The organism is Kitasatospora sp. NPDC001119, assembly GCF_053598475.1.
This window is the reverse complement of record NZ_JBSFKI010000018.1, coordinates 117153-130035: the sequence shown is the minus strand read 5'-3', so window position 1 is coordinate 130035 and position 12883 is coordinate 117153. Positions and strand designations below refer to the sequence as shown.

At 71.3% G+C, this 12883-nt stretch carries 10 protein-coding genes; 4 read left to right on the top strand and 6 right to left on the bottom strand.

All coding sequences use genetic code 11. From position 1 onward, the window contains the following. Positions 1 to 10 precede the first annotated feature (10 nt). The 6 genes from ACWDD9_RS22990 to ACWDD9_RS22965 all read right to left on the bottom strand — a co-directional run bounded on the left by ACWDD9_RS22990 (position 11) and on the right by ACWDD9_RS22965 (position 6642). Positions 11 to 565 (bottom strand): GNAT family N-acetyltransferase, encoded by a 555-nt coding sequence (locus tag ACWDD9_RS22990; protein ID WP_449812545.1) that lies wholly within the window; start codon positions 563 to 565, stop codon positions 11 to 13. 80 nt (positions 566 to 645) lie between these two features. Beyond that, positions 646 to 1710, bottom strand: coding sequence for a hypothetical protein (locus ACWDD9_RS22985; RefSeq protein ID WP_449812544.1), 1065 nt, complete (start codon positions 1708 to 1710; stop codon positions 646 to 648). Between the two features lie 96 nt (positions 1711 to 1806). Next, entirely contained in the window at positions 1807 to 2880 is a 1074-nt protein-coding gene (locus tag ACWDD9_RS22980; RefSeq protein WP_449812543.1) for a hypothetical protein, read from the bottom strand. Positions 2881 to 2960: 80 nt separating this feature from the next. Beyond that, positions 2961 to 3887 carry a hypothetical protein gene (locus tag ACWDD9_RS22975; RefSeq protein WP_449812542.1) on the bottom strand — a complete coding sequence of 309 codons (927 nt, stop codon included), beginning with the start codon at positions 3885 to 3887 and terminating at the stop codon, positions 2961 to 2963. A gap of 136 nt (positions 3888 to 4023) precedes the next feature. After that, positions 4024 to 6153 carry a hypothetical protein gene (locus ACWDD9_RS22970; protein WP_449812541.1) on the bottom strand — a complete coding sequence of 710 codons (2130 nt, stop codon included), beginning with the start codon at positions 6151 to 6153 and terminating at the stop codon, positions 4024 to 4026. Between the two features lie 21 nt (positions 6154 to 6174). Then, a complete protein-coding gene (locus ACWDD9_RS22965) occupies positions 6175 to 6642 on the bottom strand; it encodes a hypothetical protein (RefSeq protein ID WP_449812540.1) in 468 nt (155 codons plus the stop codon). Positions 6643 to 6901: 259 nt separating this feature from the next. Here ACWDD9_RS22965 and ACWDD9_RS22960 point away from each other — a divergent pair, with 259 nt between their 5' ends. From ACWDD9_RS22960 to ACWDD9_RS22945, 4 genes are all read left to right on the top strand, one after another. Next, positions 6902 to 8104, top strand: a complete 1203-nt coding sequence (locus tag ACWDD9_RS22960; protein ID WP_449812539.1) for a CaiB/BaiF CoA transferase family protein — start codon at positions 6902 to 6904, stop codon at positions 8102 to 8104. A gap of 2 nt (positions 8105 to 8106) precedes the next feature. Then, on the top strand, positions 8107 to 9249 hold the full coding sequence (locus tag ACWDD9_RS22955) for an acyl-CoA dehydrogenase family protein (RefSeq protein WP_355259289.1): 1143 nt from the start codon (positions 8107 to 8109) through the stop codon (positions 9247 to 9249). An 83-nt stretch (positions 9250 to 9332) separates the two neighbouring features. Then, positions 9333 to 10547 carry an acetyl-CoA C-acetyltransferase gene (locus ACWDD9_RS22950; protein ID WP_074002249.1) on the top strand — a complete coding sequence of 405 codons (1215 nt, stop codon included), beginning with the start codon at positions 9333 to 9335 and terminating at the stop codon, positions 10545 to 10547. Between the two features lie 85 nt (positions 10548 to 10632). After that, on the top strand, positions 10633 to 12834 hold the full coding sequence (locus tag ACWDD9_RS22945; protein WP_449812538.1) for a 3-hydroxyacyl-CoA dehydrogenase NAD-binding domain-containing protein: 2202 nt from the start codon (positions 10633 to 10635) through the stop codon (positions 12832 to 12834). Positions 12835 to 12883: the final 49 nt, after the last annotated feature.

Here is a 12883-nt window from a genome sequence, read left to right as displayed (position 1 = left end):
GGCTCCGGCCTCAGGCCATCCGGTGGATCACCCGGTCCTCCTCGTCGGTGCGGCCGTCCGGGTCGGCGACCAGCCCGAGCCGCTCGGCGAGCCGGCGCGAGGGCAGGTTGTCCGCGTGGATCAGGGCGACCACCGGGACCCCGGGGTGGCGCGGCAGCGCCTCCGCCATCGCCGCCCGGGCCGCCTCCGCCGCGTACCCGAGGCCCCAGGCGGACGGCCGGAACCGGTAGTAGAGGTTGAACACCCGCTCCCCGTCCAGGGTGTGCAGGTAGAGCCCGGCGAACCCGATCACCGTCCCCGGGTCCTCCCGGGTGGCGACGGCGCAGTACCCCACCCCGTCCCGCACCCAGTCGGCGACGAACCCGTCCAGCATCTCCCGCGCCTGGACGAGCTCCCGCTGCGGCCCGTGCGGGTTGTACCGGTTGGTCTCCGGATCCCCGTGGATCGCGAACACCGCCCCCACGTCCCCCTCCCGCGGCCGCGTCAGCACCAGCCGCTCGGAGACGGCGACGACGGTGCGGTCGGTGTGGTCGGTACGGTCGGTGGTGGTGGTGGTGGTGCTCATGGTGCTCCCCCGTGTCTCACGTAATAGGTCCATCGCAAGATAGACCATTACCCCGACACCCGCCCGCCCATTTCCGCCCGCTACAGGATCGGCTCACACCCGATCGCCTGGCCGCCGGCCGTGAGGAACTGCTTCCAGGCCTCGTCGGAGGTGGAGAACAGGTGCCCCAGGTGCCTGATCGCGCCGATCCGGAAGTAGACGGGGCGACCGTGGCAGGTCACCACGATCTCGTCCCGGGGGAGGGACCCCACCCAGCGGGCACGGCCGAACGCCGGCCTGGTGTCCCGCTCGGTGGCCTCCGGCCGGAGCCGGGACTCGGTGGCGATGACGAGGGAAGAGGTGCTCCCGTGCGCATCCTCAGGCGTGATCTCGCAGGTCCACAGGGGATCGGATCCGACGGTCACGGCCTCCCTGTAGCGCTTGTCGGGCGAGCGCTGGACGGAGACCCCCGGCAGGCCGCAGACCGCGTCGCCGTCGAGCTCCCGCTCGGTGGCGGCCGGGGCCAGCTCGTGCAGGACGGGCAGCGGCGCCTTGCCGCAACCGCGCTGGTCCGCGATGCGGTCGGCCGCCGACACGGCGAGCCGGGCGAGCTTCAGCGGGTCGGGATCCTTCCCGGAGTACGCGGTGACCCTGGCCCAGAGCCCGTTGGGGCAGCCCTCGGGGAGCAGTGCCCACGCCTCGTCGCCACGGACGGCGCCGACCGCGCCACCGTTCGCCGAGGCGGCGAACGTCCGGGCGCCGGGAGGGATCGGGAGGTGGAACACATCCTTGCTCTCGCCGAGGGACACCCGGATGTTCCGGTCGTCGCCGAACATCCCGCCGGCCACCTGCACGGTGCAGACCGCCGTGCCGCGGCTGACGTTCCCCTCGTACGGCTCCGCGCTGACCTTGCCCGACCCGAGCGCTTCGTTCACCGCCCGTGAGCTCACCACCTCGTCGCACACGCTGTCCGGCCCGAACCTGTTGGTCATGTCGTCCGCCAGCAGCGCCCACCCGGCGACCCCCAGCCCGGCCACCAGCCCGACCGCCGCCACTGCCATGACCCCGGCCCGCACCCGCAGCCCCCGGGTGGTGAACCCCCGCCGGTCGAGCGCCGCGTCCATCCGCCCGACGGTGCCGTTGGTGGAGCCGTTCTTGTCTTCCATGGTGTGTCGTTCCCCGGTTGCTGCTCGGTCGGTCGGATTCAGGCGTGCTCCTGCGGGCGGCCGGTCGTCAACCGGCCGCCCGCAGGAGGGGAGGCGTCACAGGATCGGCTCACAGCCGATCGCCTTGCCGCCGGCGGTGAGGAACTGGCGCACCAGGTCGTCCTGGTCGGGGAAGAGGTAGCGCTTCTCAAGCTGAGAGGAGTACCCGCCGGTGACGGTGAAGAAGACGTCCTTGCCCTGACAGCTCGTGACGAGCGTTCCGCCGGCCACCCACTGGGCCCGACCCAGATCGGAGGCCGTACCGTTCTTCCGACCCAGGGCGGTTGTCTGCGGCTCGGTGGTGATCGCGAACTGCTGCACCCGGCTATCGCGTCGCGGGTCCCCGCCGATCGTGCAGGACCAGATCGGGGCGGTGGCGGTGGTGACCTGCTGTGGCATGCGCCACCGGGCCTCGGGGTTCTTCGCGGGTGCGAACCCCGGCAGGCCGCAGAGATTGGCCCAGTCCGGGGCCGAATCGATGCCCTTCGCCGACAGGCTCGCCGGTGCCGGGGGTACCCCGTTGCCGCATCCGCGCGCCTTGGCCACGTCGTTGGCGAGGGCTACGGCCAGCCGGGCCCTGGTCTCGTCCTGGCCGGTCTCACTGGTGCGGACCTCGGCGCGAACGCCCTTCTCGCACCCCTCGGGGAGTACGGCCCATGCGACGTCCGGCGTCACCGAACCGGCAGAGTCACCGGAGAACAGCCGGGCGTCCGAGGAGGCCAACGCGCCCGGACCGTCATCGGTGTTGTGGGTGATGGTGAACTGCGCGACCGCCGTGGAGGTCTGGAACAGGCCGGAAGTGACCCTGGCGGTGCAAGTGTTCCCGGTGTAGTCCTCCGTGGCGGAGTAGCGACCCTTGCTCTCACTGATCCGCCCCGACCCCAACAGGTGGTGCACCTGGTCCGCGGTGACCGCTCCGTCGCACACACTGTCCGGCCCGCCGAGGTTCGTCAGCCGGTACAGCCCGAACCCCGCCGCCCCTACCGGAACGAGGGAGAACGCCAGGAGTACGACCGCCAGCCGTACCCGCAGCCCCCGCGTGGTGAACCCCCGCCGGTCGAGCGCCGCATCGACGCGCCCGGCCAGGCCTGCGGTGGAGCCGTCAGGCCTGTCGTCGTCCTTGTTGTCCACGATGTGCTGTCCCCTGTGTGTTGCTCGGCCGACTGGATCGGTGCGGGCGGCCGGTTGGGAACCGGCCGCCCGCAGAGAGGTCAGAGGATCGGCTCGCAGCCGATCGCCTTGGCACCGGCGGTGAGGAACTGCTTCCAGGCGGAATCGCTGTCCGGTACGAGGTCCCGGAAGCCGTTGACTTCCATCCGGAAGTAGGTCGGCCGGCCCTGGCAAGTCGTCGTCATCTCGTCGGGCTTCACCCAGCGAGCTCGGCCGATCCCCGGTTCGTCCTTCGGGGTTGTCGCGGTCAGGAGGCGGGGCTCGGTGCCGACAGTGAAGGTGATCGAGGACCTCGGGTTCGCGTCCGAGTGGATGAGACAGGCCCACAGCGGGTCGGTCGCGGTGGTCACGGTCTCCCGGAAGGCCGGGCCGCCGGGGGTGGTGGGCATGGTGAGCCCGGGCAGACCGCAGACGGTGCTGCGGTCGAGGTCGCGGTCCTTTCCGGCATCGGAGAGTTGGTGCGGCGCGGGCGTGGGCGACGTGCCGCACCCCTGTTGTGACGCGATGCGGTCGGCCGTCGACGCGGCGAGTGCGGCGAGCTTCTCGGCCCCGGGCCGTTCACCGCGGTCCGCTCTGACGGTGACCCGCTGCCCACTGCCGCACGCCTCGGGAAGCAGTGCCCAGGCCCGGTGGTCGAAGGCCGCGCCGGACGCTCCACCGTTGGCCGAAGCGGCGAACAGCCGGGCCTCCGAGTCGTTCGCGACGACGGAGAGGTCGCTGTTCTTGCGCAGCTCCACGGTGACTGACCGTTCGTTGCCGAAGACCCCGGAACTCACCTTCGCCATGCAGAAGGCGGATCCGCTGCGCAAGTGCCCGTCGCCGAACGCCTGATCGCTGACCTTGCCCGGCCCGAGTACGTCGTTCAGCAAATCCGCGCTCACGGTACTGTCGCACACGCTGTCCGGTCCGAAGGCATTGGTCAGGTTGTCCGCGAGGAACACCCCGGCCCCGGCCACGACCGCCGTCACCGCCACCACGGTGACCGCCGCCCGTACCCGCAGCGGCCGGGTCGTGAACCCCCGCCGGTCGAGCGCCGCGTCCAGGCGCTCGCTGACGGTCTTCTCGTCGCCGGGCTGATCGGCGGCGTGCTGAGTCTTCTTCATCTCAGCGTCCACCCAGCGCATTGCGGTACGTCTGGTTGACGCCTGTCCCGTAGCTATCGGACACATCGTGCAGGAGCTTCTGGGGCACACCGGCAGTCGAAGCGATCTCCGCGTTGGTGAGACCGGCCTCTTCGGCCTTTGTGACGATCATCTGCTTCAGCTGGTTCTCTCCGGAATTGAACATCTTGGACAGGTCTGCCTGTGTCTCCTGGTCCTGCTTGCTGTTGAGCCCGTTCGCCCATTCCGACGTACCGACATCGACCATGCGCTGGACGTAGTCACCCACAACCGGTACGGGAGTCAGGGGCGTGCCGATGAGGTGGTAGTTCATCTTCGCTTGCCAGTTGTTCTGGAACACCACGTCGTCATGGTGACGGGTCATGACGTCCGACTGCGTGCCACTGAGTGCCCCCAGGACCTGGCCGGCCTCTCGCACATAGCCCTCGATACCGGCGTTGGGGTGCCCGGTTTGATCCATCCTGAAGGTGTCAGCGGGGTAGGCGTCGAGCCGCCGGGCCATTTCCTGGCTCTCGGCGTAGTGGATCGCCCTGAACGCCTCAGGGTCATCGGACACTCCTCGGATGACCCGGATGAGACGATCTCGGTCGATGACCAATCCGCTGGTCTCGGAGTGCCCGTTGACCTCCTTGCCGATGATCTCGTACGTGTCGGCCGCGTAGTCGGCGATCATGTTGCCGAACGGTCGGCGCAGTCCGACCGGGAGCTCGGTCACATGCCCGGCGGAGTCGCCCCCGAAGTGGGTGATCGTGTCGGACATGATGCGCGCCATCGCCGCGTCGTGCGGGCGGACGGGCGGCTGGTTGCCGTTCGGATCACGACCGGTGGTTGCGGCCTCCAAGGCGTCGCCGAACGCGCCGCGGGAGTTGTTGCGTGCGACCGGGTCCAACTGGTTGTGCTCGTAGCCCTGGTTGGGCCACTGGCGGGCTTTGAGCAGGTAGTCGAGGTTCTTGTTGGCTGCGGGGTCGAGGAAGTCCTTCGAGGCCTCGGGGTTGCGGCTCATGGCCTGCATGAGGTCCCGCATCGGATCGCCCTGGTGGCCAGTGGCGTTGCTCCAGTCCGGGCCCCACAAGTCCGCGCCCTTGAGCTTGCTGCCGCGCTCGTAGTCGACCAGGTCGGTGCCTACCTTGGTCAGGAAACCCTTGTCGAAGCTGCCCTTGGCGTTGAGCAGCGCCGTCAGTGCCGGGTAGTTGTCGTTGTATCCCGCCGCGGACCCCCCGGGGCGGCGGGCGGCGGCCAGCAGCCCGTCCTCCCAGGCTTTGCCCATCCCTCCGTCACGGGTGGCCGTGGCCAGGGCCACGGACAGGTTGCCGTAGACATCCTGGTAGCCCTTGGCGTTGCGGCTGCCGTGGGCGAGGTCGTCGTAGACCTTGCTGTACTCCAGCAGGGCGTCGGGGCCGGTCTTTCCGCCGTAGTTGAGGCCGTTGAGCAGGGTGGTGGAGAAGTCCTTGTTCTCCGCATTGGCGGCCATGAGGGCCTGCAGCTGCTTGAGCTGGTCGTCGGAGAGGCTGCCGGCCTTGGCCATGAGGTCCTTGGCCCGGTTGGCGTCGGCGACCGGGCCGCCACCGTAGGGGGTGGGGTTGAAGGACGTGGTGCTGGTACCGATGTCGCCCTGGAGCGCGACGCTTGCCCGTTGGTCTGCGGCGGCGGCCTTCTCGACGGCCTTCGTCAACCGGGCCGCGATGGCCTCCGCCTTGGCCCTCAGCCCCTGGGCCAGCTTCTCGCCATCGGTGTCGTTCCGAGCCTCCTTCGGCAGGGTCCAGTTGACCTGGCCGTCTGCGGAGACGGTCATGTTCTCGGTTTGCGCGTCATGGATGGCCGTGTCGAGGTCGCGTCGGGCGGCGGTGAAGTCCTCGGCGGCGGTCTTCATGATCGCGGCGAGGGCGGTGGCGACGGCAGAGGCCTGCTTGAAGTCGCCGTCCATGCCCTGCATGGCCGTCGTCGCCGCGTCGGCGGCATCGCCCTTCCAGCCGGCCCGCTGGGCGGTGCTGGTGAGGTCCTTGGTGACCCGGCCGTCCAGAGCGGTGAGGGCCTTGGCCACGCCGGCCCAGGCCTCCGCGGCGTCGCTGACCCCGGAGAAGTCGGCCTCGTGCAGTTCCTTGAAGGACACCATCTGTGCTTTCCCCTCTCCTGGCTAGCGGGTCGCGCCGAGGTCGGCGGCGGTCCTGGCCTCGTTGTCGCCGTAGAACCGCTGGGTCTTGTCGAGGTTCGCGGCGGTGCTGCCGAGCTTGTCGTGCAGGGTCTTGCACTGCTGCAGCCACCGTTCGGTGCTGCCGGTGAGGGCACCGCCGAAGGAGAAGCCCCGGATCTTGGTCGACGCGGTGCTCGCGTACTCGGTGAGGCTGTGCGCGCCGGGGCCGGCCTTGCCGTTGGCGCTGTCGAGGTCGGTGGCGATCTGCCGCGCTATTCCGGCCGAGGCGTTGAGCTCGTGCGGGGTGTCCAGCTGGGTGGTGCCGAGGGCGGGCGGGATCAGTACGGGGTTGACACCGTTGGGCGGGGCCGGATTGGAGTACGGCGACTTCGCCGGGTACGTGGACGCCAGGCTCGGCACCGGGTCCTTGGCCGGTGCGACCGGTCCGGTGACGAAGTTCGGGTTACCCATGTGCGCGGAATCCTCCCCAATCGGCAAAGCGGCCGCTCCCCTGCGGCATGACGACCGTACAGGGAGCCTCCGTCAGTGCACCGACCCACCCTCCGTGATTCCGTGGGCGCGGGGAGTGGCCGGGTTCACCGGGCCTGGGTCGAGGGGGAATTGGCGGCTCGGCGCGAGGCTGGAGGTCTTGTTACCGGCGGGTCGCTTGCCTATCATCCCGAGTGTGACAGCTTTACTGTCAAACCCGTCGGGAAGGGTTCAGCAGCCAGTGGGTGACGCGAGCAGGGCGCCGGAGGCCGGGGGGCCGTTGGCGGGTGTGCGGGTGGTGGAGCTCGCCGGGATCGGGCCGGGGCCGTTCGCGGCGATGCTGCTGGGGGACCTCGGGGCGGACGTGGTGCGGGTGGACCGGCCGGAGCCGTCGCCGCTCGGTACGGACCCGGCGTACGACCTCAGCAACCGCAACAAGCGTTCGGTGCTGATCGACCTGAAGTCCCCGGAGGGCCCCGGGCGGGTGCTGGACCTGGTCGAGCGGGCGGACCTGCTGATCGAGGGCTACCGGCCGGGCGTCGCGGAGCGGCTCGGGGTCGGCCCCGAGGCGTGCCTGGCGCGCAATCCGGCGCTGGTGTACGGGCGGATGACCGGCTGGGGGCAGCGCGGCCCCCGGGCGGCGACGGCCGGGCACGACCTCGGGTACGCGGCGGTCGCCGGGGTGCTCGGGATGGTGGCGGCGCCGGGCGGGGCCGAGGAGGCCCCCGGTATCCCGGCCAACCTGCTGGGCGACTACGCGGGCGGCTCGCTCTACCTGGTCGTCGGCCTGCTCGCCGGGCTGCACCACGCCCGCGCCACCGGCGCCGGGCAGGTGGTCGACGCCGCGATCGTGGACGGCGCGGCGCACCTCGGCTCCATGCTGTGGGGCCTGCTCGCGGCCGGCCACTGGCAGGACCGCCGGGGCGTCAACCTGCTGGACGGCGGCGCGCCCTTCTACGCGGTGTACCGGGCGGCCGACGGCGGTCACCTGGCCGTCGGCGCGCTGGAGCCGCGCTTCTACGCGGAGTTCGCCCGGCTGCTGGAGCTGGGCCCGGACGCGCCCGGCCAGTACGACCCGGCCCGCTGGCCCGAACTGCGCGCCCTGATCGCCGCCCGCTTCGCCACCCGGACCAGGGCCGAGTGGGAGGCCGTCTTCGCGGGCTCCGACGCCTGCGTGGAGCCTGTCCTGACGATGCGTCAGGCATCGGCGGACGCCCACCTGTCGGCGCGCGGGACGTACGTCGAGGCGGACGGCGTCACCCAGCCGGCCCCCGCCCCGCGCTTCTCCGCCACCCCGGGCGCCCTGCGCCGCCCGCCGGCCCGGCCGGGCGCGGACACCGCCGAGGTGGCCCGGGACTGGGGCGTCCCCGCTCTCGATCCTGACGTACCGGCCCCAGGGGTCGGCGGCACCTTCCCCAACTCCACGGCAGAGCAAGGAGAGTAGCGTTGCAGCGCGAGATCTTCACCGAGCAGCACGACGACTTCCGGGCCACCGTGCGGGCCTTCCTGGCCAAGGAGGTGCTGCCGCACTACGACCGCTGGGAGAAGGCCGGCATCGTCGACCGCTCCGCCTGGCTCGCGGCCGGCCGCCAGGGCCTGCTCGGCCTGGCCGTCCCCGAGGAGTACGGCGGTGGCGGCACCCCCGACTTCCGCTACGCCGCCGTACTGGCCGAGGAGTTCGCCCGGGCCGGCGCGTCCGGACTGGCGATCGGCCTGCACAACGACATCATCGGCCCGTACCTCACCTCGCTCGCCACCGAGGAGCAGAAGCGCCGCTGGCTGCCCGGCTTCTGCTCGGGCGAGCTGATCACCGCGATCGCGATGACCGAGCCCGGCACCGGCTCCGACCTCCAGGGCATCCGCACCCAGGCGGTCGACCAGGGGGACCACTTCCTGCTCAACGGCGCCAAGACCTTCATCTCCAACGGCATCCTCGCCGACCTGGTGATCGTGGTCGCCCGCACCACCCCCGAGGGCGGCGCCCACGGGCTGAGCCTGCTGGCCGTCGAGCGCGGCACGCCCGGTTTCGAGCGCGGCCGCAACCTCGACAAGATCGGCCAGAAGGCCCAGGACACCGCCGAGTTGTTCTTCGAGGACGTCCGGGTGCCGAAGGAGAACCTGATCGGCGAGCTCAACGGCGGCTTCGTCCACCTGATGCAGAACCTCGCCCAGGAGCGGCTCACCATCGCCGCCGCGGCGATCGCCGGCGCCGAGTACCTGGTCGAGATCACCACCGACTACGTCAAGCAGCGCGAGGCCTTCGGCCGTCCGCTCGCCAAACTCCAGCACGTCCGCTTCGAGATCGCCGAACTGGCCACCGAGTGCGCCGTCACCCGCGCCTTCGTGGACCGCTGCATCACTGAGCACAACCGCTGGGCGCTCACCCCGGCGGACGCCTCGATGGCCAAGTGGTGGGCCACCGAACTGCAGAAGCGCACCGCCGACCGCTGTCTCCAACTGCACGGCGGCTACGGCTACATGAGCGAGTTCCCGGTCGCCCGGGCGTTCACCGACGGCCGCATCCAGACCATCTACGGCGGTACCACCGAGATCATGAAGGAGATCGTGGGCCGCTCCATCCTCGGCTGAGCGCCTCCGTCCTTCCGAGCCCCCAGAGTCCCCGCCCCGAACAAGCCCCCCGCCCCGAAAACCCGCTGAAAGGCGTTCCCACCGTGACCACCGAAGCGTACGTCTACGACGCGATCCGCACCCCGCGCGGCCGGGGCAAGGCCACCGGCTCGCTGCACGGCACCAAGCCGATCGACCTGGTCGTCGGCCTGATCCACGAACTGCGCGGCCGCTACCCCGGGTTGGACCCGGCCGCGATCGACGACATCGTGCTCGGCGTGGTCAGCCCGGTCGGCGACCAGGGCTCCGACATCGCCCGGATCGCGGCCATCGCGGCCGGCCTGCCCGACACCGTCGCCGGCGTCCAGGAGAACCGCTTCTGTGCCTCCGGCCTGGAAGCCGTCAACCTGGCCGCCGCCAAGGTCCGTTCCGGCTGGGAGGACCTGGTCCTGGCCGGCGGCGTGGAGTCGATGTCCCGGGTGAAGATGGCCTCCGACGGCGGCGCCTGGTTCGCCGACCCGATGACCGCGTACGAGACCGATTTCGCCCCGCAGGGCATCGGCGCCGACCTCATCGCCACCATCGAGGGCTTCTCCCGCACCGACGTGGACGCCTTCGCCGCCGAGTCCCAGGCCCGCGCCGCCAAGGCCCAGGCGGACGGCCTGTTCGACCGCTCGGTCGTCCCGGTGCGCGACCGCAACGGCCTGGTCGTGCTGGAGCGCGACGAGTTCATCCGCCCCGGCACCACCGTCGAGACCCTGGCCGGCCTCAAGCCGTCCTTCGCCGGCATCGGCGAGGCCGGCGGCTTCGACGCCGTCGCCCTCCAGAAGTACCACTGGGTCGAGGCCATCGACCACGTCCACCACGCGGGCAACTCCTCCGGCATCGTGGACGGTGCCGCGCTGGTGGCCATCGGCAACCGCGAGGTCGGCGAGCGGTACGGGCTGCGCCCGCGCGCCCGGATCGTCTCCGCCGCCGTCTCCGGCTCCGAGCCGACCATCATGCTCACCGGCCCCGCCCCGGCCACCCGCAAGGCGCTCGCCAAGGCCGGGCTCACCGCCGCCGACATCGACCTGGTCGAGATCAACGAGGCCTTCGCCGCGGTCGCCCTCCGCTTCATCCGCGAACTCGGCTTCCGCCACGACCAGGTGAACGTCAACGGCGGCGCGATCGCGCTCGGCCACCCGCTCGGCGCCACCGGCGCGATGCTGCTCGGCACCGTGGTCGACGAACTGGAGCGGCGCGACCTGCGGTACGGCCTGATCACCCTCTGCGTGGGCGGCGGCATGGGCATCGCCACCATCGTCGAGCGCATCTGAGCCCACGCGTCGCCCGCCGCCTCCCTTCGCGGGACACGCTGCGCGTGGTACCTCCCTCTGCAGACCGGTAGACCTGGAGAACTTGATGAGCGACACCACCACCATCCGCTGGGAGCAGGACCAGGACGGCGTGGTCACCCTCGTCCTCGACGACCCCACCCAGTCCGTCAACACCATGAACGAGGCCTTCACCGCCGACTTCGAGACCGTCGTCGAGCGGCTCGCCGCCCTGGCCGCCGCGGACGCGCTGCGCGGCGTGGTGATCGCCTCCGGCAAGAAGACCTTCTTCGCCGGGGGAGACCTGCGGATGCTCTCCGCCGCCCGACCCGAGGACGCCGAGGCCGTCTTCGAGAAGTCGATGCGGATCAAGCGCGCGCTGCGCACCCTGGAGACCCTCGGCAAGCCGGTCGTCGCCGCCGTCAACGGCAGCGCGCTCGGCGGCGGCCTGGAGCTCGCCCTCGCCTGCCACCACCGGATCGCGCTCGACACCCCGGCCAGCCGGATCGGCCTGCCCGAGGTCACCCTCGGCCTGCTGCCGGGTGGTGGCGGAGTGGTCCGTACGGTCCGGCTGTTCGGCATCACCGACGCCCTGCTGAAGTTCCTCCTCCAGGGCCGCCAGTACCGCCCGGCGCAGGCGCTGGAGCACGGACTGGTGCACGAACTGGTCGACACCCCGGAGGAGTTGACCGCCCGCGCGAAGGCCTGGATCGAGGCCAACCCGACCGCCGTCCAGCCCTGGGACGTCAAGGGCTACAAGATCCCCGGCGGCACCCCGGCCACCCCGGCCTTCGCCGCCAACCTGCCCGCCTTCCCGGCCAACCTGCGCAAGCAGCTCAACGGCGCGCCCTACCCGGCCCCGCGCAACGTCCTGGCCGCCGCGGTGGAGAGCGCCCAGGTGGACGTCGACACCGCGATGACGATCGAGGCCCGCTACTTCACCGAGCTGGCCTGCGGGCAGACCAGCAAGAACATGATCCAGGCGCTGTTCTTCGACATGCAGGCGGTCAACTCCGGTGCCGGACGCCCGAAGGGCGTCGAGAAGCGGCCGGTCCGCAAGGTCGCGGTGCTCGGCGCCGGGATGATGGGCGCGGGCATCGCCTACGCCTGCGCCAAGGCCGGCATCGAGGTCGTGCTCAAGGACGTCGGCATCGAGGCCGCCGAGCGCGGAAAGGCCTACTCCGAGGGGCTGTTGAACAAGGCCGTCGCGCGCGGGCGCTCCACCGAGGCCGACCGCGACGAGCTGCTGGCCCGGATCACCCCCACCGCCGAGGCCGCCGACCTGGCCGGCTGCGACGTGGTGATCGAGGCGGTCTTCGAGAACACCGAGCTCAAGCACAAGGTGTTCCAGGAGATCGAGGGCGTGGTCGGCCCCGACACGCTGCTCTGCTCCAACACGTCCACCCTGCCGATCGGCCTGCTCGCCGAAGGCGTCGAGCGCCAGGGCGACTTCATCGGGCTGCACTTCTTCTCGCCGGTCGACAAGATGCGCCTGGTCGAGATCATCCGCGGCCCGCGCACCGGCGACGAGGCGCTGGCCCGAGCCTTCGACCTGGTCCGGCAGATCGACCGCACCCCGATCGTGGTGAACGACTCCCGCGGCTTCTTCACCTCGCGGGTGATCGGCCAGTTCCTCAACGAGGGCGTCGCCATGGTCGGCGAGGGCATCCACCCGTCCAGCATCGAACAGGCCGCCGCCCAGGCCGGCTACCCGGCCAAGGTGCTCTCCCTGATGGACGAGCTGACCCTCACCCTGCCGCGCAAGATCCGCGACGAGTACCGGCGCTCGGTGGAGGCCGTCGGCGGCAGCTGGACGCCGCACCCGGCGGACGCGGTGGTCGACCGGATGGTCGACGAGTTCGGCCGCCCGGGGCGCAGCGGCGGCGCTGGCTTCTACGAGTACGGCGAGGACGGCAGGCGCGGGCGGCTCTGGCCGGGGCTGCTGGAGCACTTCTCCGGTGCTCGGGCCGGTGCTCTGGGGGACGCCCCGGGGGACGTCCCGTTCGAGGACCTCAAGGAGCGGATGCTGTTCAGCGAGGCGCTCGACTCGGTGCGCTGCCTGGAGGAGGGCGTGCTGACCTCGGTCGCCGACGCCAACGTGGGCTCGATCCTCGGCATCGGCTTCCCGGCCTGGACGGGCGGCGTGTTCCAGTACATCAACGGGTACGAGGGCGGCCCGGCCGGCTTCGCGGCCCGCGCCCGCGAACTCGCCGCCGCGTACGGCGAGCGGTTCGCGCCGCCGGCGCTGCTGGAGCGGGTCGCGGCCGAGGGGCGGACTTTCACGGACTGACCGGTCGGCCTGCCGACCTACCGATCTGCCGACCTGCTGACCTGCTCGG